Here is a 26,260-nt window from a genome sequence, read left to right on the forward strand (position 1 = left end):
TGAGAAGTTTGGTTCACATACTGGTAGTGCCTGCGGTGGCTTAGGGACGTCCGGACGTCCAGTAGGGATGTGCAGTATCGAAGGCCGCCGCGGGTTTGCTTTGTGTTGTTCCATCCATAACGAGAAGGAGACGCAATGAAACCCACCCGAACGGCGCGCCTGCGACGGCACGTCTCGCCCAGCAACCTGATCGCCGCCGGTGCCGTGCTGCTGGCCGGCTGCGGCGTGTTGAGCGCCTGCGGCGGCAGCAATGACGGCAACAACGTGCCGAGCAATACCAAACCGGCCTTTGCCGGCAAGGTGACCGTCAACCGGTACGACGGCGTATCGGACGACCTGCTGACCGCCGGCCTGGGCGCCAGCGGCCTTGCCTCGGCCACTGCGCCCACCATCGCCAACCCCACCGCGCCCACGGCAACCGAGCTGCGCCGCCTGGCGATCTACGCCAACTACCGCGCGCTGGTCGACACGGCGGCCAAGGGCGGCTACGGCACGCTCTATGGCCCGAACGTCGACGCGAGCGGCAACGTCACGCAGGGCTCCGGCATGATCGCCGGCGCCGAATACGTGACGTACTCCGACGACGGCACCGGCCAGCAGAACGTGGTGCTGCTCGTGCAGATTCCGGACAGCTTCGACGTCAACAACCCCTGCATCATCACCGCCACCTCGTCGGGCTCGCGCGGCATCTACGGCGCGATTTCCACCGGCGAATGGGGCCTCAAGCGCAAGTGCGCCGTCGCCTATACCGACAAGGGCACCGGCGCCGGTCCGCACGACCTGGCCACCGACACCGTCGCCCTGCAGGACGGCACGCGCACCACGCGCAGCGCAGCCGGGTCGAACGCGCACTTTGCCGCGCCGCTCACCAGCAGCCAGCTCGCCGCCTTCAACGCGGCCACGCCGAACCGGCTGGCGTTCAAGCACGCGCATTCGCAGCGCAACCCCGAGAAGGACTGGGGCCTGTTCACGTTGCAGGCCGTGCAGTTCGCGTTCTGGGCGATCAACGACAAGGTCTCGGCGACGAGCGGTGCGCTGGTCGGCAGCGCGCTGCCGGTGCGTCCGGACAACACCATCGTCATCGCGTCGAGCATCTCCAATGGCGGCGGCGCAGCCATCGCGGCGGCCGAGCAGGACACCGGCGGGTGGATCGACGGGGTGGCCGTCGGCGAGCCCGGCCTGAACCTGCCGCCCAACACCGGCGTGCAGGTCGTGCGCGGCGGCACCACGCTGCCGACGACCGGCAAACCGCTGTTCGACTACGTGAGCTACGCCAATGTGTTCCGGCTCTGCGCGGCGTCGTCAGCGAGCGTTGCCACGGCACCGGCGCAGGCGTTCTTTGGCAGCCTCACGACGTTCCCGGCGGGCGCCCAGGCCAACCGCTGCGCCGCGCTGAAGGCGGCCGGGCTGCTGACCTCCACCACGGCGGCTGCCCAGGCTGACGAAGCCCTGCAGAAGATGCGCGCCTATGGCTGGGAGCCCGAGTCGGATCTCGTGCATGCGTCGATGTCGTTTTACGAGATCGATCCATCGGTGGCGACCACATTCGGTAATGCACTCTCGCGCGCCAGCGTGACCGACAACCTGTGCGGATTGAGCTTCGCGGCAACCGATGCGTCGTTCCATCCGACGGCGGTGAACGCCACGGCGCTCGCGCAGATGGCGGCGGTCGGCAACGGCATTCCGCCCACCTCCGGGGTGCAGCTCGTCAACAACAACGCCCAGGGCGGGCCGACGCGCAGCAACCAGTCGATCGACTCCACCGGCACGCAAGCCGCCAACCTCGATGGCGCGCTGTGCCTGCGCAACCTGCTGACGGGCGCCGATGCCGCTTCGCAATCGTTGCAGACGGGGATCAGCCAGACGCTGCGCACCGGCAACCTGCAGGGCAAGCCAGCGTTGATCGTGCAGGGCCGCAACGACGCGCTGCTGCCGGTCAACCATGGTTCGCGGCCGTACCTGGGGCTGAACGCCAAGGTGGAGGGCGGCTCGAGCAAGCTGTCGTACATCGAGGTGATGAACGCGCAGCATTTCGACGGCTTTATCGACCTCGTGCCTGGCTACGACACGCTGTTCGTGCCGCTGGTGCTCTATGAACAGCGCGCGCTGGACGCCATGTACGCCAACCTGAAGAACGGCACGCCGCTGCCGCCTTCGCAGGTGGTGCGCACCACCCCGCGCGGTGGCACGCCCGGTGCTGCACCGGCCATCAACGCGGCGAACGTGCCGAACTTCACCAGCACGCCGGCTGCGGGCGACCGCATCTCGGTGAGCGTGTCGGGCGGTGTGGCGACGGTATCGGTGCCGAACTGATGCGATAGCCAAGACGATTTTGGCGCACTTGGGGCGGCGGCGTGCCAGCAGGCGCGCCGCCGTTTGTTCTGGCGCAAATCTGCATCAAAACCCGCGTTTCCACGCTTGAAATGCCACCGAAGCTCCCTATCTTTCGGAGCAGTGAAACATTTTCCGCAAGGGGTTTTTAATGCGTTTGGACAAACTGACCACCCGCTTCCAGGAAGCGCTGGCCGACGCGCAGAGCCTGGCGCTGGGCAACGACAATCCGTACATCGAACCCGTCCATCTGCTGCTGGCCATGCTGCGCCAGCCGGATGGCGCGACCAAGAACCTGCTCGCTCGCGCGGGCGTGAATACGGGTGCGCTGGACACCGCGCTGGACCGCGCCATCAAGAACCTGCCGCAGGTGCAGGGCGGCGAACAGGTTCAGGTCGGCCGCGATCTGGGCAACCTGCTGCAGCAAACCGAGAAGGAAGGCATCAAGCGCGGCGACCAGTTCATCGCCAGCGAGCTGTTCCTGCTGGCCGTGGCTGACGACAAGGGCGAGGCCGGCCGTATTGCGCGCGAACACGGCCTGTCGCGCAAGCCGCTCGAAGCCGCCATCGACGCCGTGCGCGGCGGTCAGACCGTCGGCAGCGCCGAGGCCGAGAGCCAGCGTGAAGCGCTCAAGAAGTACACCATCGACCTCACCGAGCGTGCACGCATCGGCAAGCTCGACCCCGTCATCGGCCGCGATGACGAGATCCGCCGTGCCATCCAGATCCTGCAGCGCCGCACCAAGAACAACCCGGTGCTGATCGGGGAGCCGGGCGTCGGCAAGACGGCCATCGTCGAAGGCCTGGCGCAGCGCATCGTCAACGGCGAAGTGCCTGAGAGCCTGAAGAACAAGCGCGTGCTGGTGCTCGACATGGCGGGGCTGCTGGCCGGTGCCAAGTACCGCGGCGAGTTCGAAGAGCGCCTGAAGGCCGTGCTGAACGACATCGCCAAGGAAGAGGGCCAGACCATCCTCTTCATTGACGAGATCCACACCATGGTGGGCGCGGGCAAGGCCGAGGGCGCGATGGACGCCGGCAACATGCTCAAGCCGGCGCTGGCACGCGGTGAGCTGCATTGCATCGGCGCGACCACGCTGGACGAATACCGCAAGTACATCGAGAAGGACGCTGCGCTGGAGCGCCGCTTCCAGAAGGTGCTCGTGGGCGAGCCGAGCGTGGAGGCGACCATCGCCATCCTGCGCGGCCTGCAGGAGAAATACGAACTGCACCACGGCGTGGAGATCACCGACCCGGCGATCGTGGCCGCGGCTGAACTCAGCCACCGCTACATCACCGATCGCTTCCTGCCGGACAAGGCCATCGACCTGATCGACGAGGCTGCGGCGCGCATCAAGATGGAAATCGACTCGAAGCCCGAGGCGATGGACAAGCTCGACCGCCGCCTGATCCAGCTGAAGATCGAGCGCGAGGCCGTGAAGAAGGAAACCGACGAAGCCTCGCAGAAGCGCCTGGAGCTGATCGAGCAGGAGATCGAACGCCTGCAGAAGGAATACGCCGATCTGGACGAAATCTGGAAGGCCGAGAAGGGCGCCGCGCAAGGTGCGGCTGCGCTCAAGGAAGAGATCGACAAGATCAAGCTGGAGATCACCAAGCTGCAGCGCGAAGGCAAGCTGGAGAAAGTGGCCGAACTGCAATACGGCAAGCTGCCCGAGCTGGAAGGCAAGCTGAAGGCCGCGACCGCCGCCGAGTCGGCCGGCCAGAAGCAGCCGAACAAGCTGCTGCGCACGCAGGTGGGTGCCGAAGAGATTGCCGAAGTCGTCAGCCGCGCCACGGGCATCCCCGTGTCGAAGATGATGACCGGCGAGCGCGAGAAGCTGCTGAAGATGGAAGACCGCCTGCACGAGCGCGTCGTCGGCCAGGACGAGGCCGTGCGCCTGGTGTCGGATGCCATCCGCCGCTCACGCGCCGGCATTGCGGACGAGAACAAGCCGTATGGCTCGTTCCTGTTCCTCGGGCCCACGGGCGTTGGCAAGACCGAGCTGTGCAAGGCGCTGGCAGGCTTCCTGTTTGATTCGGAAGACCACCTCATCCGCATCGACATGAGTGAGTTCATGGAGAAGCATTCCGTGAGCCGCCTGATCGGCGCGCCGCCGGGTTATGTCGGCTACGAGGAAGGCGGTTACCTGACCGAAGCCGTGCGCCGCAAGCCGTACAGCGTGGTGCTGCTCGATGAAGTGGAGAAAGCGCACCCGGACGTCTTCAACGTGCTGCTGCAGGTGCTGGACGACGGGCGCCTGACCGACGGCCAGGGCCGCACGGTCGACTTCAAGAACACGGTGATCGTGATGACGTCGAACCTCGGCTCGCAGCTCATCCAGCAGATGGCGACCGAACCGGCGGATGTGATCAAGGGTGCCGTGTGGCAGGAAGTGAAGACGCATTTCCGGCCCGAGTTCCTGAACCGGATCGACGAGGTGGTGGTGTTCCACGCGCTGGACCAACGCAACATCGAATCGATCGCGCGGATTCAGCTCAAGCGTCTGTCCGCACGCCTGGCGCAGATGGACCTGGCGCTGGAGATCAGCGACGAGGCAGTGGCCAAACTGGCATCAGCGGGTTACGACCCGGTGTTTGGGGCACGGCCGTTGAAGCGGGCGATCCAGCAGCAGCTTGAGAATCCCGTGGCACGGATGATCCTGGAGGGCAAGTTCGCGCCCAAGGATGTGGTGCCGGTGGATTATCGGGATGGGCAGTTTTCGTTTGATCGGGTTGTGCACTGAGGCTGTTTAGTGGTGCGTTGAAAAGCCGCTCCGGATCGTTCCGGAGCGGCTTTTTTGTTTTGGGGTTTTTTGTTGGTGGTGCATCTTTGTTTCACCCCCTGCCGGGGGCGACTCACTTTCTTTGTCTTGCCAAAGAAAGTAAGCAAAGAAAGGCGCGCCCGAGATGGCGACCCACTCCTTGAATTTCTGTAACCGGGCGGGGAAGGAGGCAAACTCGCTGCGCTCAGACAGGCCTCCTTCCTTTATCCGCCCGCTTACAGAAATTCAAGGCGCCATCAAGGGCAGGAACGTCAACGGCCAAACCAGTGGTTTGCGTGTCCTGTCGGAGTTTCGTTTCTTGCGGTGTGCTGCTTCGCTTCGCTCGCTATCTCAACCTGCTCTTATTGCTTTGCCTCGCGTCTTGCCGCACATCGCACTACTGCGGTTGTGCTTCGATGGTGTGGCCGTACCTTGCCCTAGATGGCGCCTTGAATTTCTGTTGCAGAGAGGAAAAAGGAAGGGAAACTGTCTGAGCGAAGCGAGTTTTTCCCTTCCCCTCTCTGCGACATAAATTCAAGGAATCCTTCGCCATCTCGGGCGCGCCTTTCTTTGCTTACTTTCTTTGGCAAGACAAAGAAAGTGAGTCGCCCCCGGCAGGGGGTGAAACAGAGATGGACCACCAACAAAAAAACCCGGGGCAAGGAAGCCCCTTTGGAACACGGAAATCCTGACACTCCCCCCGCGACCCCAAAACCCTCAAGCCCCACCGTCTAAGACCCAAACTCCACCCTAAAACCCTCAAGTCCCACGCTCCAAGTCCCGAACTCCACCCTAAAACCCTCAACCTCCACCCCCAAACCTTCAATCTCGACCCCCAAACCTTCAATCTCGACCCTCCGACATCCAAGCCGAGCGAAAAAAACCGCCGCCTTCGACCCTCCAACACTCAAGCGTCACCCTAAAACCCTCAAGTTCCACCCTCCAACCCCCAAGCGCCACCCAAAAACAGTCGACCCAACGTCTCTCCAAGGCCCGACCTCCACCCAAAACCCGTGGAGTCCCGCTGTCCAAGGCCCAAGCTCGGGTTTCCGACATCCAACGCCGAGGGTTTGACCCTCAAGCACCAAGCTCGCATGCCCGCTCACCGCCCTTTGCACTGCATCCGCGCAGCCCCCAACCCCGCCTTTATGCAAAAAACGATGAACATTCCCTGAAACCATTCGTTCCCCGTACAAGACCCGCTCGGTAGTCTTGCTCCTATTCCAAATCCATCAGAGATCAGAAACGGAGCTGCAAGATGATTCGCAAGTTTGTTTTCAACACGCTTGTACGTGCTACAGCGGCTGCCATCGTGGCGGGGGGAACCGTGGGTGCGCATGCGGCAACGACACTGCTGAACGTGTCGTACGACCCGACGCGCGAGCTGTACAAGGAAATCAACACCGAATTCGCCAAGAAGTGGAAGGCCGAAACGGGTGAGGACATCACCCTGCGCGCTTCGCATGGCGGTTCGGGCAAGCAGGCGCGCTCCGTGATCGACGGGCTGGATGCCGATGTGGTGACGCTGGCGCTGGGCTATGACATCGACGCGATCGCCGAGCGCGGCCTGACCGGCAAGGACTGGCAGAAGCGCCTGCCGCACAACGCCTCGCCGTACACGTCGACCATCGTCTTCCTCGTTCGCAAGGGCAACCCGAAGGGCATCAAGGACTGGAATGACCTGGTCAAGCCGGGCATCGCCGTCATCACGCCGAACCCGAAGACCTCCGGCGGTGCACGCTGGAATTACCTGGCCGCCTGGGCCTATGCGCTGAAGCAGCCGGGCGGTTCGGACGCCACCGCCAAGGATTTCGTGCAGAAGCTCTACAAGAACGTGCCGGTGCTCGATTCGGGCGCGCGCGGTGCAACCACCACCTTTACCGAGCGCGGTATCGGCGATGTGCTGATCGCATGGGAAGACGAGGCGCTGCTGGCGGCGCGCGTGGAAGGCAAGGACAAGTTTGACGTGGTGGTGCCGTCGATTTCCATCCTGGCCGAGCCGCCGGTGGCGGTGGTAGACAAGGTGGCCGACAAGAAGGGCACGCGCAAGGCCGCTGAGGCGTATCTCAAGTTCCTGTACACGCCGCAAGGGCAGGAGATCGGTGCGAAGAATTTCTATCGCCCGACCGACCCGGCCGTGGCGAAGAAGCACGAGAGCGAATTCCCGAAGGTGAAGCTTGTGACCATCGACGACACGTTCGGCGGCTGGCAGAAGGCGCAGAAGACGCACTTTGCCGACGGCGGGCAGTTTGACCAGCTCTATCAACCGGGCAAGTAAGGCCCACACGACGTAACGACATCGGGTGATCCGCATCATGCAAATCCTGACGATTTCCGGCAGCCCTTCGGCGCAATCGCGATCTGCGCGCCTGCTGGGCCACGTGCGTGCGCAGCTCGAACGCGCCGGCGAGCAGGCGGACCACCTGGACCTGCGCAGCCTTCCGGCCGACGCGCTGCTCGGCGCGCAGGTGTCGGCCCCCGCCATCGCCGATGCGGTGGCGCGGGTGGAAGCGGCAGGCGTGGTGATTCTCGCCACGCCGGTCTACAAGGCGGCCTACAGCGGGCTGCTCAAGACATTCCTCGATCTGCTGCCGCAGAGCGGGCTGCGCGACAAGGTCGTGCTGCCGATTGCCACCGGCGGCAGCCTCGCCCATACGCTGGCGATCGACTATGCGCTGCGCCCCGTGCTGACGGCGCTGGCGGCGCGTTCGATCCTGCCCGGCATCTTTGCAGTCGACTCGCAGATCGTTGTGGCAGATGACGGCGTGAGCGTCGACCCAGCGCTGCAGCAGCGCTTGGATGACGGCGTGGAGCGCGTGCATCAGGCACTGGCGCTGGCACGGCATCCGGCCGTGGCGCAGGTCATCGTTTCGAGCCGCAGCGCGGTGCGCGCCACGTTCCAGGCCGCCGACGCAGAACGAATGCGATGTCTGGCGTGATGCGCTGACCGCGCCGCCTTACACACGCGCTCACTGCTTTCCCGTTGTTGTCACGCCGCGCAGCCGCTGCGCGCGGATCGTGCCGCCCATACACCCCGCATCGACCGGACTTGCCATGAAAACCCATTCGCCCCTGCGCAGGACTTTGACCATTGCCGCCACGCTGCTTGCCACGCTCGGCGCGCCCGCCGCATTTGCCAACAGCGATGCGGCGCCCCCGACCGCCGCCAAGCAGCTGCGCATCGGCTATCAGAAGTACGGCACGCTGACGGTGCTCAAGGCGCGCGGCACGCTGGAAAAGCGCCTTGCCGCGCAGGGCATCGAAGTGAAGTGGACCGAGTTTCCGGCGGGCCCGCAGTTGCTGGAAGGCCTGAACGTGGGCGCCATCGATTTCGGCACCACGGGTGAAGCGCCGACGATCTTCGCGCTGGCTGCCGGGGCGCACCTCGTCTACGTCGGCAACCAGCCGCCCGCGCCGGCCGGCGAGGCGATCATCGTGCCGAAGACTTCGCCGCTCAAGAGCGTGGCCGATCTCAAAGGCAAGCGCGTCGCCTTCAACAAGGGCTCCAACGTGCATTACCTGCTGGTGAAGCTGCTGGAAAAGGCCAACGTGCCTTACAGCGATATCCAACCCGTGTACCTCACGCCCGCCGATGCGCGTGCCGCCTTCGAGCGCGGCGCCATCGACGCCTGGGTGATCTGGGACCCGTTCTTTGCCGCGGCTGAGCAGCAGCTGGGCGCGCGCGTGCTGGCCGACGGCACGGGCGTGGTCAACAACTCGCAGTACTTCCTGGCCTCGAAGGGCTATGCGGGCGCGCGGCCCGATGTGCTGAACATCGTGCTGGATGAACTGAAAAAGACCGACACCTGGGCCGCGGCCAACCCGAAGGATGTGACGACCATTCTCGGCCCGCAGCTCGGCCTGGAGCCGGCCGTGGTGGCGCGTTCGGTGTCGCGCATTGCCTACGGCATCCAGCCGGTCGGGGCCGAGGCGCTGGCCGACCAGCAGCGCATTGCCGATACGTTCCACACGCTCAAGCTGATCCCGCGTCCCGTCAAGGTGGCCGATGCGGCGTGGCAGCCGACGACGCAGCAAGCTGCGCGCTGATGGCCATGACGATCGACATCCAACGCCGCCGCCTGCTGGGCGCCACCGTGGCGGGCGCATCGCTGGCCACGCTCGGGCCGGTCGCGCACGCTGCCAATGCCGCAACCGCCGCCCCAGCGGCTGGCGGCCTGCCCAAGGTGACGCCGCCCGCGCAACTGCGCATCGGTTTCCAGAAGAGCGCGGTCAACCTCGTGATCGTGAAAGAAAACCGGGCGCTGGAGCAGCGCTTTCCGGGCACCAAGATCAGCTGGCTGGAGTTTCCGGCCGGGCCGCAGCAGCTCGAAGCGCTGTCAGCGGGCAGTCTCGACCTCGCCATCACGGGCGATACGCCGCCGGTGTTCGCGCAGGCTGCCGGCAAGGATTTGCGCTACGTGGGCGTGGAGCCGCCCAAGCCGGACAGCTCCGCCATCCTCGTGCAGCAGGATTCGACGCTCAAGACGCTGGCCGACCTGAAGGGCAAGCGCGTGGCGCTGCAGAAGGGTTCGAGCGCGCATTTCCTGATCGTGCGGGGCCTGCAGAAGGGCGGGCTGAGCTTTGCCGACATCCAGCCCGTGTACCTGACGCCGGCCGACGCGCGCGCCGCCTTCGAGCGCGGCAGTGTCGACGCCTGGGGCATCTGGGATCCGTACTACGCCGCTACGGAACTGGCGATCAAGCCGCGCGTGCTGGCCACCGGGCGCACGCTGTCGTCCAACAACTCGTTCTACTTCGCGCCGACGGCCTTTACGGAAAAGCACGGCGACACCATCGCCGCCATCTTTGCAGAGCTGTCGCGCGCCGATCGCCTCGTGCAGGAGAACCGCAAGGAAGCCGCGCAGCGCATTGCAGATTTCTCCGGGTTGTCGCTGGCGACGGTGCATCTGTTCCTGTCGCGCCGGCCGCCTTCGCCCGTGCGGCCGGTCACGCCCGAAGCGGTGGCCGAACAGCAGCGCGTGGCCGATGCCTTCCACGGGCTGGGGCTGATTCCGCGCCCGGTCAAGCCGATCGAACTGGTCTGGCACCCGACCCCGGCGCAACTGGCCATCGCCCGCGCTTGAGTTGTTGCGTTGATCTGAGAACAACACAGTCCAAGGAGCTGTCATGCAAGTTTTCTGGTTCATCCCGACGCACGGCGACAGCCGTTATCTCGGCACTGCCGAGGGCGCACGTCAGGTCGATCAAACCTATCTGCAGCAGGTGGCCGTAGCCGCCGATACGCTCGGCTACGAGGGCGTGCTGATTCCCACCGGCCGCTCGTGCGAAGACCCGTGGATCGTGGCCGCGAGCCTGATTCCCGTCACCAAGCGCCTGCGTTTCCTGGTGGCAGTGCGCCCCGGGCTGATGGCACCGACACTGGCCGCCCGCATGGCCGCCACGTACGACCGTCTGTCGAACGGCCGCTTGCTGGTGAACCTCGTCACCGGTGGCGACCCGTCGGAGCTGGCCGGCGATGGCCTGTTCCTGGACCACGCGCAACGCTACGAAGCCTCGGAAGAATTCATCCGCATCTGGCGCGAAACGCTGGCGGCCAGCCACGAAGGCGCCGCGCTGGATTACACCGGCAAGCATCTCAGCGTAAAGGGCGCAAAGGTGCTGTATCCGCCCGTGCAGCGGCCGCATCCGCCGGTGTATTTCGGTGGGTCGTCGGAGGCGGCGCACGAACTGGCAGCGGAGCAGGTCGACACGTATCTCACCTGGGGCGAACCGCCTGCCGCCGTGGCTGAGAAGCTGGCCGACGTGCGGGCGCGCGCTGCCAAGCATGGCCGCACCGTGCGCTTCGGTATCCGCCTGCACGTGATCGTGCGCGAGACGGATGAAGAAGCCTGGGCCGCCGCCGACAAGCTCATTAGCAAGCTTGACGACGACACCGTTGCGCGCGCGCAAGAGGCTTTCCGCAAGATGGATTCGGCCGGCCAGCAACGCATGGCCGCGCTGCATGCCAATGGCGTCAAGCGCACGCGCGCCGATCTGGAGATCAGCCCGAACCTGTGGGCCGGCGTGGGCCTGGTGCGCGGTGGTGCCGGCACGGCGCTGGTGGGCGATCCGCAAACCGTGGCCGCGCGCATGCAGGAATACGCCGAGCTGGGCATCGATACGTTCGTGCTCTCGGGTTATCCGCATCTGGAAGAGGCCTACCGTTTTGCCGAACTGGTGTTCCCGCTGTTGCCGCGCTCGGTGCGCGACAAGCTGCCGGGCAACGTGCTGAACGGCCCGTTTGGCGAAGTGATTGCCACGGGCATCGTGCCGCGCGTGGCGGCAAGCTGAGCCTGGGAGGACACGCTCATGGCATCCGAATCGAAACCGAAGACAAACACGTTCCTGCGCACCGCCCGGCAACGCCTGGCGCCGTGGATCGTGCCGCTGCTGCTGCTGGTGCTGTGGCAGGCCTCGGCCCAGTGGGGCTGGCTGTCGAACCGCATCCTGCCGGCACCGCTGGACGTGGCGAAATCCGCCGTAGCGCTGGCACGCTCGGGCGAGCTGTGGACGCACGTGGCCGTGAGCACGTGGCGCGCGCTGCTGGGCTTTGCGATCGGTGGTTCGCTGGGGCTGGCGCTGGGCTTGCTGACCGGCACCTTCCGCACCGCCGAGACGCTGCTCGACACCACGCTGCAGATGGTTCGCAACATCCCGGTGCTCGCGCTGATTCCGCTCGTGATCCTGTGGTTCGGCATCGACGAATCGGCCAAGTTGTTCCTGGTGTCGCTGGGCGTGTTCTTCCCGATCTACCTGAATACGTATCACGGCATTCGCTCGGTCGATCCGGCCCTGGTGGAGATGGCACGCAGCTACGGGCTCTCGCGTGCGCAGCTGTATCGCGAGGTGATCCTGCCGGGGGCGCTGCCGCAGATCCTGGTGGGCGTGCGGTTTTCGCTCGGCCTGATGTGGGTGACGCTGATCGTGGCGGAGACGGTGTCTGCGCAGGCCGGCATCGGCTACATGACGATGAATGCGCGCGAGTTCCTGCAGACCGACGTGGTGCTGCTGGGCATCCTGCTGTACGCGCTGCTGGGCAAGCTGGCCGATCTGCTGTCGCGTGCGCTGGAGCGCTTCTGGCTGCGTTGGCACCCTGGTTATCAAGCAGCGGCCTGAGGCTGAATTGGAGAGACGCATGCAAAGCAACGCTACCGAACACGCCGCGCTGGCCGGCACCGCCCTGCACATCGAGCACGTCGTCAAACGCTATGGCGACCGTGAAGTGCTGCACGGCATCGATCTGGACATCACCCCGGGCGAGTTTGTCGTCATCGTCGGGCGCAGCGGCTGCGGCAAGAGCACGCTGTTGCGGCTGATCGCCGGGCTGGAAGGCATTGACGACGGCCACCTGCGGCGCGATGGCGAAGCTGAAGACGGCCTGCACGACGATGCCCGCGTGATGTTCCAGGATGCGCGCCTGCTGCCGTGGAAAAAGGTGCTCGACAACGTCGCGCTCGGCCTGCCGAAAACACAGCGTGCGCAGGCCGCTGAAGTGCTCGCGCAAGTCGGTCTGGCCGAGCGGGCAGGGGAATGGCCGGCACGGCTGTCGGGCGGGCAGCGCCAGCGCGTGGCATTGGCGCGTGCGCTGGTGCATCGGCCGCGCCTGCTGCTGCTGGACGAGCCGCTGGGCGCGCTCGACGCGCTCACGCGCATCGACATGCAGAACCTCATCGAAGGCCTGTGGCAACGCCTGGGCTTTACGGCCGTGCTTGTCACGCACGATGTGGCCGAGGCGGTGGCGCTGGCCGACCGCGTGGTGCTGATCGAAGACGGCCGCATCGCGCTGGACGAGCGCATCGACCTGCCGCGTCCGCGCCATCGTGGTTCGCCCGCGTTTGCCCGGCTGGAAGAAGCGATCCTCAACCGCGTGATGCAGCGCAAGACCGATCCGAACGAAGTGACCGATGTGCGCCCGCACACGGCGTGGGCATCACCCTTCGACGTGTCTGCCACTGCGGTGCGCTGGGCCGTGTAAGGCGCTGCAAACCTTTCTCCTGAAAACATTCATTGGCACGTAGTGCCGTTGTCACCTAAGAAGGAACATCATGAGCATTCAAGCGATTAACGTACGCAACCAGTTCCGCGGGCAGATCAAGGAGATCATCCGGGGCGACGTGCTCTCGGAGATCGACGTGGAGACGCCGGCCGGCATCGTCACCTCGGTCATTACGACGCGCTCGGTCGACAGCCTTGGCCTGAAGATCGGCAGCGAAGTGGTTGCGCTGGTGAAGGCGACTGAAGTCTCGATCGCCAAACTGTAAGGACGGGGAGGAGACGGCGACCCAACAAGGAGCCTCACCCATGAGCCTGATGCACACCACAGCACTCGCACAATTTCTCGGCACGCTGCCGAGCGCCCCGACGCCGGATCGCCATTTGTGGCGTGATGCCACCGGCCGCGTGCAGGGTCAGTTCTTCCACTGCGCGCTCACCAGCCTGTTTGAACCGGTCTGGCAGCTTGCCGCCGATGGCGCGCTGACGCCCGCCGGCCACGAAGCGCTGATGCGCACGTGGACGCGCGACGGCGATCTGGGCCTGAACCCGTGGAAGGTGTTTTCACTGGCGTCGGATGACAGCACGCTGGTTGAACTGGACCGCCTGTGCCGGCTGGTGCATACGCTCAACTATTTTTCGCGCACCGATGCGGGGCGGCTGGTCGTCAATGTGCATGGCCGGTTGCTGGCAGCGGTGGCGGCCGACCACGGCAAGGCGTTCCACCGTGCGGTGACGGCGCTGGGGCTGCACCCGGAGCAGTTCGTCATCCAGGTGCCGTCGACGGCGAATGACGATCTGGGGCTGCTGCTGTTCGTGGTGGACAATTACCGGCGCAACGGTTTTGCCGTCGCCGTGCAGGCGTCGGACCCGGCGGAGGCTGGCGCGCTGCTCGTGCATGCCAAGCCCGCCTATCTGAAGCTCGATGCGCGGCGCGATTGGCGTACGCGGAACGTGGTGTCGCTGGCCGATTCGGCACGCGAGCTGGGCGTGACGCTGGCCTTGCGGCGTTGCGAGCGCCCGAGCGACTTGGAACTGGCCCGTGCTGCCGGTATCACGTATGTGCAGGGCAGCATCCTGCCCGGCGCGGAAGCTGAGCCGGACGCGGCCCCCGCGCCCCAGGTGGTGCCCATGGCGCAGGCGCCGCTGGTGCAACAGCAGCAATCCGCCGCCGGCCTTTCTCTGACGCAATGAGCACGACATGGCACGCAGCGCACCCGCAACCGCATCGGACGCACCCGCCTGGCAGTGGCCGGCTGACGCCGTCTTCCTGACCGTTCCCGGCTTGCATGGCAGCGGCCCCGGCCACTGGCAGACGCGCTGGGAGCAGCGCTTCCCGGCATGGCGCCGCGTGGAGCAGACGGATTGGTCGACGCCTGACCTGCCGCGCTGGTCTGCCCGTGTGGGCGAGGCGGTGCATGCGGCGCTTGCCGAGCGTCCGCCCACGCGCAGCAGACGCCCGGTCATCCTGGTGGCGCATAGCTTCGGCTGCCTGGCGTCATTGCATTGGGCGGTGCAGACCAAGGAGGCGGTGGCCGCGGTGCTGCTGGTCGCGCCGGCCGATCCGGACAAGTTCGGCGTGCGGGATCTGCTCCCCGGCCGCACGCTGCCGTTCCCGGCCACGCTTGTCGCCAGCCGCAATGACCCATGGATGCCGCAAGGCAGCGCCATCGACTGGGCCGCGCGTTGGGGCACGGAGTTCGTGGATGCCGGCGAGGCCGGCCATATCAACGCCGATTCCAACCTCGGTGAATGGGACGCAGGCCTGACCTTGCTCGATCGGCTGATCGGCCGCGCAAGTGCGCAAGACACCACCCGCGACGGCGCAGACTGGCAAGCGCAGTGGGATGTCTTACCGAGCACCCCTTATATCTAAAACGATGATGCACATGCGCAAATATTCGTTTTCGTCATAAGAACGGTCCGCCACAATCGGTTCATCTGCATATCGGCCGCAGTGTTTTGCTCTGCGGCCATTTTTATCGGTGCGCTGATGAGCCTGCCTTCCGCGTTTTTTTCCTCCAAGCGGCGTAAGCCCGCCAATGTGCTGCCCGGCTTCGGGCTGGCGCTGGGCTTTTCGCTGCTCTACCTCGCGCTGATCGTCCTGATTCCGCTGTCGGCAACGGTCCTCAAGACGCTCACCATGACGTGGGACGCGTTCTGGACGACCGTCACCGCGCCGCGCGTGGTGGCGTCGTACAAGCTGACGTTCGGGGCTTCGCTGATCGCGGCGGTGATCAACCTCGTGTTCGGGCTGATCGTGGCGTGGGTGCTGGTGCGCTATCGCTTTCCGGGCAAGCGGCTGATCGATGCGCTGGTCGACCTGCCGTTTGCGCTGCCGACTGCGGTGGCCGGTATTGCGCTCACCGCGTTGTACGCGCCGAATGGCTGGATCGGCTCGCGGCTGGAACCGCTGGGGCTGAAGGTCGCGTTCACGCCGCTGGGCATCGTGGTGGCGCTCACGTTCATCGGCCTGCCGTTTGTCGTGCGCACGGTGCAGCCGGTGCTGGAAGATCTCGAGGCCGAACTGGAAGAGGCGGCGGCCAGCCTGGGCGCCACGCGCTGGCAGACCTTCACTCGCGTGATTCTGCCGACCTTGCTGCCCGCATTGCTGACCGGTTTCGCGCTGGCCTTTGCGCGTGCCACCGGCGAATACGGCTCGGTCATCTTCATCGCCGGCAACATGCCGATGGTTTCCGAGATCACGCCGCTGATGATCTATTCCAAGCTGGAGCAATTCGATTACGCGGGCGCCACGGCCATTGCCGTCGTCATGCTCGGTATCTCGTTCACGCTGCTGCTGGTCATCAATCTGCTGCAAGCGTGGACGCGCCGCCGCGGCAATCGCAATGACGCCATCGAGCGTGCCCCCGAACCCCCGACCGCCAACGCGGCAGCTGGAGCCTGACATGGCCGGTACTGTTTCCCGTCAACTTGGTCAGGCGCCCGCTGGTGGCCGCCGGGGCGCCACCGCAGAATCCGCCTGGGTGCGTGCAACGCTGATCCTCGTTTCGTTCGTGTTCCTGGCGTTGTTCCTGTTCGTGCCGCTGGCGAGCGTGTTTGTCGAGGCGTTCAAGAAGGGCGTCGATGTGTATGTCGAGGCGTTGATCGAGCCCGATGCGCTTTCGGCGATCTACCTCACGTTGACCACCGCAGCGATTGCCGTGCCGCTGAACGTGGTGTTTGGCGTGGCGGCGGCATGGGCGATTGCCAAGTTCGAGTTTCGCGGCAAGAACCTGCTGCTGACGTTGATCGACTTGCCGTTTTCGGTGTCGCCCGTCATTGCCGGCCTGATCTACGTGCTGCTGTTCGGCGCGCAGGGCTGGTTCGGGCCGTATCTCTCCGATCACGATTTCAAGATCATTTTTGCGGTGCCGGGCATTGTGCTGGCGACGGTGTTCGTCACGTTTCCGTTCGTGGCGCGCGAGCTGATTCCGCTCATGCAGGCGCAAGGCAGCGAAGAGGAAGAGGCCGCCATCGTGCTCGGCGCCTCGGGCTGGCAGACGTTCTTTCGCATAACGCTGCCGAACATCAAGTGGGGCCTGTTGTACGGCGTGATCCTGTGCAACGCGCGGGCGATGGGCGAGTTTGGCGCGGTGTCGGTGGTGTCGGGCCACATTCGCGGGCTGACCAACACGATGCCGCTGCACGTGGAAATTCTCTACAACGAATACAACTTTGCGGCCGCGTTTGCCGTGGCGTCGCTGCTGACATTGCTGGCGCTTGTGACGCTGGCGCTGAAGACGCTGGTCGAATGGCGCAGCCGTCGCGAGCTGGCTGATGCAGATGCCGGCGTGGGCGAAGGTCCGGGCGCACGCATCGCACCGTCATCGTCGATTTCGAACTCGCACATCTCCGTGCAATCTCCGCTGGAAGGGGCAGCATGAGCAGTAAGCAGGGGCCCCGCGCGGCGGGGATGCGCACGACCGCGAATGTTGCCGGTCACCGACACCGCGACGGGCGAGATAGCGATATATGTAAGGAGGTGAACGCAGCATGAGCATCCAGGTTCAACACATCACCAAGCGCTTTGGCAACTTCGTTGCCCTCAACGATGTTTCGCTCGACTTCAAGCAGGGCGAACTGACTGCGCTGCTGGGCCCGTCGGGCTGCGGCAAGACCACGCTGCTGCGCATCATCGCGGGGCTGGAGCATGCCGATTCGGGCACGATTCACCTCAACGGCGAAGACGCATCGGACCAGCATGTGCGCGAGCGCCAGGTCGGCTTCGTGTTCCAGCATTACGCGCTGTTCAAGCACATGACGGTGTTCGAGAACGTGGCGTTCGGCCTGCGCGTGAAACCGCGTGCGCAGCGGCCGAGCGAAGCGCAGATCCGCGCGAAGGTGAAGGAACTGCTGGAACTCGTGCAGCTGGATTGGCTGGCCGATCGTTACCCGCCGCAGCTGTCTGGCGGGCAGCGTCAGCGGATTGCCCTGGCGCGCGCGCTGGCGGTGGAGCCGCGTGTGCTGCTGCTCGACGAACCCTTCGGCGCGCTCGATGCCAAGGTGCGCAAGGAGCTGCGCCGCTGGCTGCGCCGCCTGCACGACGATCTGCATGTCACGAGCCTGTTCGTTACGCACGACCAGGAAGAGGCGCTGGAAGTGGCCGACAACGTGGTGCTGATGAACCGCGGACAGGTGGAGCAGGTCGGCAGCCCCGATGCGGTCTACAACACGCCGGCCACGCCGTTCGTCTACGGCTTCCTCGGCAACGTGAACCTGTTCCACGGCCGCCTGGAAGAGGGCGAGGGCGGCAGCGTGCTGCACGTGGGCGATTCCGCCATCGCCGTGCCGTCGGGCGGTGTGGATTCGTCCCGCGCCGATCAGGCCGTGGCCTTCGTGCGCCCGCATGAAATCGACCTGGAGCGCTATGCGCCGGGCGCCGAGGGCATTCCCGTGACGCTGCGCCGCGCGCTCACGCTGGGCGCCATCGCGCAGCTGGAGCTGGAGCGCGAAGACACCGACGACATCATCGAAGTCTCCCTGCCCATCGAGCGTTTCCGCATCGAGGGCTTCCGTGAAGGCGAAACACTGGTGGTGCGCCCGCGCGCGATCCGCGTGTTCGCGCAAGGCAATGCACGGCCCGTCGCGCAAGCCGCCGTGTAACACGACGCTCCGACGACAACCAAATACGAGAGGACACGAGCCATGAACTTCCAGCAACTGCGTTCCATCCGCGAGGCGGTGCGCCGCCAGTTCAACCTGACCGAAGTCGCCAACGCGCTGTACACATCGCAGCCCGGCGTGTCGCGGCAGATTCGCGAGCTGGAGGATGAGCTTGGCGTAGAGATTTTCGAGCGGTACGGCAAGCGTTTGACGGGCCTGACCGAACCGGGCCGCGAGATCGTCCGCATTGTCGAGCGCCTGCTGCTCGAAGCCGAAAACCTGCGCCAGGCCGGCGAGGAATTCTCCGCCCGACAATCCGGCCGCCTGACCGTGGCGACCACGCACACGCAGGCGCGCTATGCGCTGCCGAAGGTGGTGCAGTCGTTCCGCAAGGAATACCCGCACGTCACGCTGGCGCTGCAGGAGGCGTCGCCCTCGCACATCGTCGAGCTGCTGCTGACGGGGCAGGCCGATATCGGTATCGCCACCGAAGCCGTGGCCAACGAGCCGGGGCTGACGTCGTTCGAGGCGTACCGCTGGCGCCACGTGCTGGTGGTCAGCCCGGACCATCCGCTGACGAAGAACCCGCTCCCGACGCTGGAAGACGTGGCGCAATACCCGCTCATCACGTACGACGCGGGCTTCACGGGCCGGCGCAACATCGATGCAGCATTTGCCAGCGCCGGCCTGCACCCTGAGATCGTGCTGACCGCCATGGATGCCGACGTGATCAAGACGTACGTGGCGCTGGACGTGGGCGTGGGCATCATCGCGTCGATGGCGTATGACGGGCGCAAGGACGACAACCTCGTCTGCATCGGGGCCGATCACCTGTTCGAGCCGAACACCACGCGTGTGGCGGTGCGCCGTGGCGCGTACCTGCGCGGCTATGCGCATGACTTCATCGGGATGTTCGCGCCGCACCTGTCGCGCGAAACGGTGGCGGAAGCGGTGGCTTCGACGGTGGTGACGCAATCCGCGCGGGAGGCGCTGGCGGCGTAATCGTCCCCCCGGGGCGGACCCGGTTGCGCACCGTTCATCCGTCCAATCCCGCCATTCGTCGCATCGGCATGGCGTCTGCCTGGGCGCCATTCCTATACTGCGGACATCTTCGGTTCCCCCAGAGACCGCCATGTCCGCCGCGCCCTACACACAGAACGCCCAATCCGCTGAATCCGACGCCGCGCTGCTGCGCCGCGCGCGCCACCACGCCGGCGCGCGCCTGGGTTTCCGGATTCATCTGCTGTCTTTTCTGGCCGTGAACGCCGGGCTGGCGGCGATTGCGCTGTCGCGCGGCCAGTTCTGGTTTGTCTGGCCGCTGCTGGGCTGGGGGCTGGGCCTGGCGGCACACGGCCTGAGCCTGGCCTGGAGCCGGGGCAACGGTTACCAGCGGATGGTTGACCAGGAACTCGCCCGTTTGCGTGAGCAAGCCGGCCGCCGGTGATGCGGGAAACCCCAAGCTTCAACGCCGGAGAACCCTCCGGTAAGATCGCCCGCATGTTCGCCAATGTGTCGTTTCCTTCGCTTGCTGACTGCCTGCGCCTGGCCCGGCGTTGGGTGATCCGCTACGCCGCCATCATCGTCATCAATACGCTGATCGCGGCTGTGCTTGCGTTCGGCATCCGTCCGGAAGAGACGTTCTGGAAAGACTTCGTTTTCAGCCAGGCGATCGGGCTGGCGATGTTCTCGCTGATCGGGATCCCGCGCCACGTGCTCTGGGGCGACGGCCCGCCGAACAAGAAGGTGTTTCCGTGGATCATCGTGGGCGCAGTGCTGATCGGCGTGCCGCTGGGGCAGTGGATCGCGCGGACGATCCTGTGCCTGAACAGCCCCAACGCAGAACCCTGGCGCGCGGACAGCCTGCGCATGAGCTTCATCATCGCCATGCTGGCCGCGCTTGGGGCAACGTATTACTACTGGTCGCGCGGCAAGCTCGCGGCACTGCAGCGCCAGGCCGCTCTCGACGCCCTGGAGCGCGAAGAGGCCGAGAAGCAGGTGGTGCGTGCGCAGCTGATGGCGCTGCAGGCGCAGATCGAGCCGCACTTCCTCTTCAACTCGCTGGCGCACGTCGATGTGCTGATTGCACGCGACCCGGCCGCCGCGCGGCGTCTGCTGCAGCATTTGATCGGCTTTCTACGCAGCTCGCTCTCGCACGCACGCGCCGAGCAGTGCACCCTGGCGCAGGAATTTGCGCTGCTGCGCGCGTATCTCGACATCCAGGCGCTGCGCTTCGGCAGTCGGCTGCGGTTCTCATTGGCGCTGGACGATGCCATCGCCAACATCGTCATCCCGCCCATGCTGATTCAGCCGCTGGTGGAAAACGCCGTGGTGCACGGCATCGAGCCCGCACGCGAGGGCGGTGAGATTGCTTTGTCAGCGCGCCTGGCTGCCGGCAATGACGGCGAGCGCCTCGTGCTGGAAGTGCGCGACACGGGCGTCGGCTTCGGCAACGACGGTGCCACGGGCTCGGGGCTGGGGCTCACGCACGTGCGTGAACGCCTGTCGCGCCTGTTTGATGGCGACGCGCGTCTGACGATCACCGAGACCGTGCCGCACGGCGTGACGATCATCGTCGAGCTGCCGTTGTCGCACGAAACGGCGCCTGCACCGTCTCAACCCGACGCGCCGGAATGGCGCTGCCGCTTCTCGCGCGCCGCCGCCAACGCCACTGCCACCGCTGCGCCGTCTTCGCGCGCACCCGCCGGAACCTGATCGATGCCTGCTTCCCCCCGCTTGCTGATTGCCGACGATGAACCGGCGCTGGCTGAGAACCTCGTCGCCGAGCTGACGGCGCTGTGGCCCGATGCCACGCTGCTGCCGGCCGTGCACGACGGCCAATCGGCGCTCGATATGATTGACGACGCGGCCGACGGGCAGGCGCCTGATGTGGTCTTTCTCGACATCCGCATGCCGGGGTTGTCGGGCATCGACGTGGCGCGCGAGCTGTCGGCCAGGGAAGACCGGCCGCTGGTTGTGTTCGTCACCGCGTATGACCAGTTCGCACTCGACGCCTTCGAGCAGGCCGCGGTCGACTACGTGCTCAAGCCCGTGCAGACCGAGCGCCTGGCCGAGACCGTCAAGCGGCTGAAGGACCGGCTCGGCACGCGCCCGAACGGCAACGCCGCCGCCACTGCCGCCACGGACCCAGCGCAGACGCTGGCTGAACTCGTCGAGCGCCTTGCCGGGCTGCAGGGCGCGGCCCAAACGCGAGCCACGCCGCAGGGCGGTTATCTGCGCTTCATCAAGGCGCTGGTCGGGCAGGAGGTGCGCTTCATTCCCGTGGACGACGTGATCTACCTGGAAGCGACCGACAAATACGTCAACGTGGTGGCCGGCAGTGGCGAATCCCTCATTCGCACCAGCCTGCGCGAGCTGCTGACCCAGCTCGACCCCGAGCACTTCTGGCAGGTGCATCGCGGTACGGTGGTCAACGTGGCGCATGTGTCGAGCGCCGTGCATCTGTCGCTGGGCCGTCTGGGGCTGAAGATACGCGGGCGCACCGAGACGCTGCCCGTCGCGCGGCAATACGCGCATTTGTTCCGGCAGATGTAGTCGCCGCAGCGGCGGCTCCGCTATGATCCTTCGTGTCATCAACGGATCGAGAGAGCGAGAGCACCCGCCATGGAGACACCCGCCGCACGCCCTGCCAGCAACGTTGCCGAGCCACGCCACGGCGGCCAGATTCTTGTCGATGCACTGCTGGCCCACGGCGTCGATTTGGCGTTCTGCGTGCCGGGCGAGAGCTACCTCTCCGTGCTCGAAGGCTTCTACCAGCGCCGCGACCGCGCACGCTTTATCGTTTGTCGGCAAGAGGGTGGCGCCGCCAACATGGCCGACGCCTACGGCAAGCTCACCGGCCGCCCCGGCATCGTCTTCTGCACGCGCGGGCCGGGCGCCACCAACGCCAGCATTGGTGTCCACACCGCATTCCAAGACTCCACGCCCCTGATCCTCTTCATCGGGCAGGTCGGCCGCGACTTCGTCGATCGCGAAGCGTTTCAGGAAATCGACTACCGCCGCATGTTCGGCCAGATGGCCAAGTGGGTCGCGCAGATCGACAGCGTCGAGCGCCTCCCCGAATACATCGCACGCGCCTTCCAGACCGCCACCGCGGGCCGCCCCGGCCCGGTTGTGCTGGCGTTGCCGGAAGACATGCTGACCGAGGTTGCGACCGTGCCGGATGTGCCGCCAATGCCTCGCGCGATGGCGTGGCCCAGCCCGCATGACCTTGCCCAACTGAAGACGCTGTTGCAGAACGCCGAGCGCCCGTTGCTGCTGCTGGGCGGCTCCGGCTGGACGCCGCAAGCGGCCGCCCGCATGCAAGCCTTTGCCGAGCGCTGGAATTTGCCTGCTGGCTGCGTGTTCCGCCGGCAAGACCTGTTCGACAACCGCCACCCGAATTACGCCGGCGATGTCGGCATCGCCATCAACCCGAAGCTCGCGGCGCGCGTGAAAGACGCCGACGTCGTGCTCGCCATCGGCACACGCTTGGGCGAGATGACAACCTCGGGCTACACGCTGTTCGATGTGCCGCGGCCCAAGCAGACGCTCGTTCACGTGCATGCCGGCGCGGAAGAGCTGGGGCGTGTCTACCAGGCCGACCTGATGATCCACGCGTCGATGCCGGCGATTGCCGAGGCGCTGGATGGCGTGTCGCCGGATGCGCCGCCGCGTTGGTCTGAGTGGACAGAAGCCGCCAACGCCGACTACCGCGCCAACATCGCGCCGCCGCCGTTCGGTGGCAAGGGCATCGACATGGCCCGCGCCATGCAGTGGCTACGTGAACGCCTCCCGCAGAACAGCATCCTGACCAACGGCGCAGGCAACTACGCCACGTGGCTGCATCGCTTCTACCAATATGGCCCGCTGGCGGCCGGCTCGCGTACGCAGCTTGCGCCCACGAGCGGCGCGATGGGCTATGGCGCACCCGCTGCGGTGGCAGCCAAGATCATCTGCCCTGACACGCCTGTCATCTGCATGGCCGGCGACGGCTGCTTCCTGATGAACGGCCAAGAGTTGGCGACCGCCATGCAATACAACGCGCCGGTGATCTTTATCGTGGTCAACAACGGCATGTACGGCACCATCCGCATGCACCAGGAGCGCGAGTATCCCGAGCACGTGAGCGGGACCGAGCTGCGCAACCCCGACTTCGCCGCGCTGGCCAGAGCCTACGGCGCCGAAGGGCACACGGTGCGCTCGCTCGAAGGCTTTCAGTCGGCCGTGGAAACCGCGCTGGCGGCAAGCGTTGCGTCCGTCATCGAAGTGCAGACCGATCCGAACATCATCAGCCCGCGCGCAACGATCGATTCGTTGCGGGCACAGTCGCGCAGTTGATTCCGCTTTCATTTTTCGTTTTCGCCAACGCCATCCACCCATTGCCATGACGATGATTCCTGTAACCGACCTGTGCGACATGCACGAAGACAAGCTGGTGTACGGAAGCCTGCGTGTGCTCACGCCGGTCTTCCGCAGCTTTGGCAAGCGCGCCGCGTTTGCCGGCCCGGCTTCCACGCTGAAGGTGTTTGAGGACAACGGCCTCGTACGCGCCGCGCTGGAAGAGCAGGGCGCTGGCCGCGTGCTGGTGATCGACGGCGGCGGCTCGCTGCGTTGCGCGCTGGTCGGCGGCAATCTCGGCAAGCTGGCCGAAGAGAACGGCTGGGAGGGCATTCTGCTCAACGGCTGCGTGCGCGATACGCGCGAGCTGGCCGAATGCAACGTCGGCATCCACGCCCTGGCGGTGCATCCGCGCAAGAGCATCAAGAAGAACGCCGGCCAGCGCGAGGTGGGCGTGCAGATGCCGGGCGCATACATCCAGTCCGGCGAGTGGGTCTATGCCGATGAAGACGGCGTGCTGGTTTCGCAGGACATGCTGGAATGAGCCGCGCCAACGCCGTCCACGTGTTCGTCTACGGCACGCTGCGCGCCGGTGAGGCGAACGACCTGCGGGTTGCTGCTGCAAAGCGCGGCATTCCCGAGCCGGAGCTGCTCGGTACGGCCATGTTGCACGGCCGCCTGTACGACTTTGGTGCGTACCCCGGCCTCGTGCTGGACCCGACCGGCACCGCCGTGCGCGGCGATGTGTATCGGATCGACGCGGCGCTCGTTCCGGTGCTGGACGAGATCGAAGAGGTCTACCCGGGCGGGGACGCGCTGTTCCTGCGCGAGAACCACGCCGTCATGCTGGGCAGCGAACCGGTCGACTGCATTGTGTATCCGGTCAGCCCCAAACACATTGCTGGGCGCGCTGTGATCACGTGCGGGGATTGGGTGACGCATCGCTTGGCGCGTGCCTGAGGCGCCCTTTACGCTCCAAGAAAACGCCGCCCATGCGGCGTTTTTTATTGGCGGCGGGATGTGACGAGCAGTTCTTTTGTTTTTTCATAATGCGGAAAGGCTTTTTGGTCCGCAAAAATTCCGCATCGCACAGCACCATCGCCGCCTTTCATCATAGAAAAAATCTTTCCGCATCATGGAATGATGGCGATAAGTCTTTGAAAGATAAAGAAGAAAAACTTCTGTCAGGCAATAGGTTCCCCTTGTTGCGCTGCACTCGCCGTTTCTACACTCTTATATAAGACATATGACTTGCGCCACCCAGCGGCACCCCAAGAGGGTGCCAGCGGCGCAAGGTGCAGAGTGAGTTACCGGTTTTTATTTGATGGATGCGATCAAACAGGAGAGTGCGATGTCACGCGAACTCGAAGTGCAAAAGCTGCAGAAGGAATGGGATACCAACCCGCGTTGGAAGGGCATCAAGCGTGGTTACACCGCTGAAGATGTCGTGCGCCTGCGCGGTTCGCTGCAGATTGAGCACACGCTGGCCAAGCGTGGTGCCGAAAAGCTGTGGGACCTGATCAACAACGAGCCGTTCGTCAACGCCCTGGGCGCACTGACGGGCAACCAGGCCATGCAGCAGGTGAAGGCGGGCCTGAAGGCGATCTATCTGTCGGGCTGGCAGGTGGCGGGCGACGCCAACAGCAACGGCGAGATGTATCCGGACCAATCGCTGTACTCGGTGGATTCGGTGCCCAAGGTCGTCAAGAAGATCAACAACACGTTCCAGCGCGCTGACCAGATCCAGTGGTCGGAAGGCAAGGACGACATCGATTTCTTCGCGCCGATCGTGGCCGATGCGGAGGCCGGTTTCGGCGGTGTGCTGAACGCGTTCGAACTGATGAAGGCCATGATCGAGGCCGGTGCCGCAGGCGTCCACTTTGAAGACCAGTTGGCCGCCGTGAAGAAGTGCGGCCACATGGGCGGCAAGGTCCTGGTGCCGACCCGCGAAGCCGTGAGCAAGCTCGTGGCCGCCCGTCTGGCTGCCGACGTGATGGGCGTGCCGACCGTGCTGATCGCCCGCACCGACGCAGAAGCTGCCGACCTGCTGACCACCGATGTGGACGAGAACGACAAGCCGTTCTGCACCGGCGAGCGCACCGTTGAAGGCTTCTACCGCACCAAGCCGGGTCTGCAGCAAGCCATCTCCCGTGGGTTGGCGTATGCGGAAGTGGCCGACCTCGTGTGGTGCGAGACCGGCAAGCCGGATCTGGAATACGCCAAGAAGTTTGCCGAAGCCATCCACGCCAAGTTCCCGGGCAAGATGCTGGCCTACAACTGCTCGCCGTCGTTCAACTGGAAGAAGAATCTGGATGACGTGACGATTGCCCGCTTCCAGAAGGAACTCGGCGCGATGGGCTACAAGTTCCAGTTCATCACGCTGGCCGGCTTCCATGCCCTGAACTACTCGATGTTCAACCTGGCGTACGGCTATGCCCGCAACCAGATGAGCGCATTCGTGGAGCTGCAAGAGGCCGAATTCAAGGCGGCGGAAAAGGGCTTCACCGCCGTGAAGCATCAGCGCGAAGTCGGGACGGGTTACTTCGACGCGGTGACGCAGACCATCGAACGCGAGGCGTCGACCACGGCGCTGAAGGGCTCGACGGAAGACGAACAATTCTTCGAAGAAACGGCGCAAGCCAAGAAGGTTGCCTGAGGTTGCCGACGCATCCGGCATCCGGGCAGCAGGGCCAGCCGTGCTGACCACACGCTGGCCTCTCGAACCGCGTTCCCTTC

Annotated in this window: 23 protein-coding genes; all 23 read left to right on the forward strand. The window is 65.3% G+C overall.

What is annotated here, in order from left to right; translation table 11 throughout:
- The first annotated feature begins 135 nt into the window (after positions 1-135).
- The 23 genes from R2669_RS19285 (at position 136) to aceA (ending at position 26,180) form a co-directional block, all read left to right on the forward strand.
- Positions 136-2,313 (forward strand): 3-hydroxybutyrate oligomer hydrolase family protein, encoded by a 2,178-nt coding sequence (locus tag R2669_RS19285; protein WP_316901743.1) that lies wholly within the window; start codon positions 136-138, stop codon positions 2,311-2,313.
- Between the two features lie 169 nt (positions 2,314-2,482).
- Positions 2,483-5,071 carry an ATP-dependent chaperone ClpB gene (clpB, locus tag R2669_RS19290; protein WP_316901744.1) on the forward strand — a complete coding sequence of 863 codons (2,589 nt, stop codon included), beginning with the start codon at positions 2,483-2,485 and terminating at the stop codon, positions 5,069-5,071.
- Positions 5,072-6,347: 1,276 nt separating this feature from the next.
- Positions 6,348-7,367 (forward strand): sulfate ABC transporter substrate-binding protein, encoded by a 1,020-nt coding sequence (locus tag R2669_RS19295; protein WP_316901745.1) that lies wholly within the window; start codon positions 6,348-6,350, stop codon positions 7,365-7,367.
- A gap of 37 nt (positions 7,368-7,404) precedes the next feature.
- On the forward strand, positions 7,405-8,028 hold the full coding sequence (gene ssuE / locus R2669_RS19300) for an NADPH-dependent FMN reductase (protein ID WP_316887676.1): 624 nt from the start codon (positions 7,405-7,407) through the stop codon (positions 8,026-8,028).
- Between the two features lie 115 nt (positions 8,029-8,143).
- A complete protein-coding gene (locus tag R2669_RS19305) occupies positions 8,144-9,136 on the forward strand; it encodes a sulfonate ABC transporter substrate-binding protein (protein WP_316901746.1) in 993 nt (330 codons plus the stop codon).
- Positions 9,137-9,141: 5 nt separating this feature from the next.
- Positions 9,142-10,173: an aliphatic sulfonate ABC transporter substrate-binding protein gene (locus tag R2669_RS19310; RefSeq protein ID WP_316901747.1), complete on the forward strand. Its 1,032-nt coding sequence runs from the start codon at positions 9,142-9,144 to the stop codon at positions 10,171-10,173.
- 43 nt (positions 10,174-10,216) lie between these two features.
- Positions 10,217-11,380 carry an FMNH2-dependent alkanesulfonate monooxygenase gene (ssuD, locus tag R2669_RS19315; protein ID WP_316887679.1) on the forward strand — a complete coding sequence of 388 codons (1,164 nt, stop codon included), beginning with the start codon at positions 10,217-10,219 and terminating at the stop codon, positions 11,378-11,380.
- Between the two features lie 18 nt (positions 11,381-11,398).
- Positions 11,399-12,205, forward strand: a complete 807-nt coding sequence (ssuC, locus tag R2669_RS19320; protein ID WP_316887680.1) for an aliphatic sulfonate ABC transporter permease SsuC — start codon at positions 11,399-11,401, stop codon at positions 12,203-12,205.
- 19 nt (positions 12,206-12,224) lie between these two features.
- Complete coding sequence (locus tag R2669_RS19325) at positions 12,225-13,064, forward strand: ATP-binding cassette domain-containing protein (RefSeq protein WP_147216555.1); 840 nt, start codon at positions 12,225-12,227, stop codon at positions 13,062-13,064.
- Positions 13,065-13,134: 70 nt separating this feature from the next.
- Positions 13,135-13,350, forward strand: a complete 216-nt coding sequence (locus R2669_RS19330) for a TOBE domain-containing protein (RefSeq protein WP_004626558.1) — start codon at positions 13,135-13,137, stop codon at positions 13,348-13,350.
- Positions 13,351-13,390: 40 nt separating this feature from the next.
- Positions 13,391-14,275, forward strand: a complete 885-nt coding sequence (locus R2669_RS19335; RefSeq protein WP_102067081.1) for an EAL domain-containing protein — start codon at positions 13,391-13,393, stop codon at positions 14,273-14,275.
- A 7-nt stretch (positions 14,276-14,282) separates the two neighbouring features.
- Positions 14,283-14,957 carry an RBBP9/YdeN family alpha/beta hydrolase gene (locus R2669_RS19340; protein WP_316901748.1) on the forward strand — a complete coding sequence of 225 codons (675 nt, stop codon included), beginning with the start codon at positions 14,283-14,285 and terminating at the stop codon, positions 14,955-14,957.
- Positions 14,958-15,074: 117 nt separating this feature from the next.
- The gene (gene cysT, locus R2669_RS19345) at positions 15,075-15,989 is read left to right on the forward strand and encodes a sulfate ABC transporter permease subunit CysT (protein ID WP_316901749.1); all 915 of its coding nucleotides are present in this window, start codon (positions 15,075-15,077) and stop codon (positions 15,987-15,989) included.
- Position 15,990: 1 nt separating this feature from the next.
- Positions 15,991-16,968, forward strand: a complete 978-nt coding sequence (gene cysW / locus R2669_RS19350) for a sulfate ABC transporter permease subunit CysW (protein WP_316901750.1) — start codon at positions 15,991-15,993, stop codon at positions 16,966-16,968.
- 109 nt (positions 16,969-17,077) lie between these two features.
- Entirely contained in the window at positions 17,078-18,187 is a 1,110-nt protein-coding gene (locus R2669_RS19355) for a sulfate/molybdate ABC transporter ATP-binding protein (protein ID WP_316887685.1), read from the forward strand.
- Between the two features lie 42 nt (positions 18,188-18,229).
- On the forward strand, positions 18,230-19,189 hold the full coding sequence (locus R2669_RS19360) for a CysB family HTH-type transcriptional regulator (protein WP_316901751.1): 960 nt from the start codon (positions 18,230-18,232) through the stop codon (positions 19,187-19,189).
- 130 nt (positions 19,190-19,319) lie between these two features.
- Entirely contained in the window at positions 19,320-19,631 is a 312-nt protein-coding gene (locus R2669_RS19365) for a 2TM domain-containing protein (protein WP_102067086.1), read from the forward strand.
- Complete coding sequence (locus tag R2669_RS19370; RefSeq protein ID WP_316901752.1) at positions 19,631-20,899, forward strand: sensor histidine kinase; 1,269 nt, start codon at positions 19,631-19,633, stop codon at positions 20,897-20,899. The genes R2669_RS19365 and R2669_RS19370 overlap by 1 nt, the downstream gene beginning before the upstream one ends.
- A gap of 3 nt (positions 20,900-20,902) precedes the next feature.
- Positions 20,903-21,739, forward strand: coding sequence for a LytR/AlgR family response regulator transcription factor (locus tag R2669_RS19375; RefSeq protein WP_316887689.1), 837 nt, complete (start codon positions 20,903-20,905; stop codon positions 21,737-21,739).
- A 69-nt stretch (positions 21,740-21,808) separates the two neighbouring features.
- On the forward strand, positions 21,809-23,524 hold the full coding sequence (locus R2669_RS19380; RefSeq protein WP_316901753.1) for a thiamine pyrophosphate-binding protein: 1,716 nt from the start codon (positions 21,809-21,811) through the stop codon (positions 23,522-23,524).
- A 46-nt stretch (positions 23,525-23,570) separates the two neighbouring features.
- Positions 23,571-24,068, forward strand: a complete 498-nt coding sequence (rraA, locus tag R2669_RS19385) for a ribonuclease E activity regulator RraA (protein WP_027677514.1) — start codon at positions 23,571-23,573, stop codon at positions 24,066-24,068.
- Positions 24,065-24,484: a gamma-glutamylcyclotransferase family protein gene (locus tag R2669_RS19390; protein ID WP_147216572.1), complete on the forward strand. Its 420-nt coding sequence runs from the start codon at positions 24,065-24,067 to the stop codon at positions 24,482-24,484. Before rraA ends, R2669_RS19390 begins: the two co-directional genes overlap by 4 nt.
- Positions 24,485-24,875: 391 nt before the next feature.
- Positions 24,876-26,180: an isocitrate lyase gene (gene aceA, locus R2669_RS19395; RefSeq protein ID WP_024975843.1), complete on the forward strand. Its 1,305-nt coding sequence runs from the start codon at positions 24,876-24,878 to the stop codon at positions 26,178-26,180.
- The last annotated feature ends 80 nt before the right edge of the window (positions 26,181-26,260 follow it).

This window comes from Ralstonia edaphi (genome assembly GCF_958350185.1).
Lineage (GTDB): Bacteria > Pseudomonadota > Gammaproteobacteria > Burkholderiales > Burkholderiaceae > Ralstonia > Ralstonia edaphi.

Excerpts from the sequence above, each read along its gene's own strand:
- R2669_RS19285 (WP_316901743.1), top strand. The coding sequence starts at position 136 with ATGAAACCCACCCGAACGGCGCGCCTGCGACGGCACGTCTCGCCCAGC.
- clpB (WP_316901744.1), top strand. The coding sequence starts at position 2,483 with ATGCGTTTGGACAAACTGACCACCCGCTTCCAGGAAGCGCTGGCCGAC.
- R2669_RS19295 (WP_316901745.1), top strand. The coding sequence starts at position 6,348 with ATGATTCGCAAGTTTGTTTTCAACACGCTTGTACGTGCTACAGCGGCT.
- ssuE (WP_316887676.1), top strand. The coding sequence starts at position 7,405 with ATGCAAATCCTGACGATTTCCGGCAGCCCTTCGGCGCAATCGCGATCT.
- R2669_RS19305 (WP_316901746.1), top strand. The coding sequence starts at position 8,144 with ATGAAAACCCATTCGCCCCTGCGCAGGACTTTGACCATTGCCGCCACG.
- R2669_RS19310 (WP_316901747.1), top strand. The coding sequence starts at position 9,142 with ATGACGATCGACATCCAACGCCGCCGCCTGCTGGGCGCCACCGTGGCG.
- ssuD (WP_316887679.1), top strand. The coding sequence starts at position 10,217 with ATGCAAGTTTTCTGGTTCATCCCGACGCACGGCGACAGCCGTTATCTC.
- ssuC (WP_316887680.1), top strand. The coding sequence starts at position 11,399 with ATGGCATCCGAATCGAAACCGAAGACAAACACGTTCCTGCGCACCGCC.
- R2669_RS19325 (WP_147216555.1), top strand. The coding sequence starts at position 12,225 with ATGCAAAGCAACGCTACCGAACACGCCGCGCTGGCCGGCACCGCCCTG.
- R2669_RS19330 (WP_004626558.1), top strand. The coding sequence starts at position 13,135 with ATGAGCATTCAAGCGATTAACGTACGCAACCAGTTCCGCGGGCAGATC.
- R2669_RS19335 (WP_102067081.1), top strand. The coding sequence starts at position 13,391 with ATGAGCCTGATGCACACCACAGCACTCGCACAATTTCTCGGCACGCTG.
- R2669_RS19340 (WP_316901748.1), top strand. The coding sequence starts at position 14,283 with ATGGCACGCAGCGCACCCGCAACCGCATCGGACGCACCCGCCTGGCAG.
- cysT (WP_316901749.1), top strand. The coding sequence starts at position 15,075 with ATGAGCCTGCCTTCCGCGTTTTTTTCCTCCAAGCGGCGTAAGCCCGCC.
- cysW (WP_316901750.1), top strand. The coding sequence starts at position 15,991 with ATGGCCGGTACTGTTTCCCGTCAACTTGGTCAGGCGCCCGCTGGTGGC.
- R2669_RS19355 (WP_316887685.1), top strand. The coding sequence starts at position 17,078 with ATGAGCATCCAGGTTCAACACATCACCAAGCGCTTTGGCAACTTCGTT.
- R2669_RS19360 (WP_316901751.1), top strand. The coding sequence starts at position 18,230 with ATGAACTTCCAGCAACTGCGTTCCATCCGCGAGGCGGTGCGCCGCCAG.
- R2669_RS19365 (WP_102067086.1), top strand. The coding sequence starts at position 19,320 with ATGTCCGCCGCGCCCTACACACAGAACGCCCAATCCGCTGAATCCGAC.
- R2669_RS19370 (WP_316901752.1), top strand. The coding sequence starts at position 19,631 with ATGCGGGAAACCCCAAGCTTCAACGCCGGAGAACCCTCCGGTAAGATC.
- R2669_RS19375 (WP_316887689.1), top strand. The coding sequence starts at position 20,903 with ATGCCTGCTTCCCCCCGCTTGCTGATTGCCGACGATGAACCGGCGCTG.
- R2669_RS19380 (WP_316901753.1), top strand. The coding sequence starts at position 21,809 with ATGGAGACACCCGCCGCACGCCCTGCCAGCAACGTTGCCGAGCCACGC.
- rraA (WP_027677514.1), top strand. The coding sequence starts at position 23,571 with ATGACGATGATTCCTGTAACCGACCTGTGCGACATGCACGAAGACAAG.
- R2669_RS19390 (WP_147216572.1), top strand. The coding sequence starts at position 24,065 with ATGAGCCGCGCCAACGCCGTCCACGTGTTCGTCTACGGCACGCTGCGC.
- aceA (WP_024975843.1), top strand. The coding sequence starts at position 24,876 with ATGTCACGCGAACTCGAAGTGCAAAAGCTGCAGAAGGAATGGGATACC.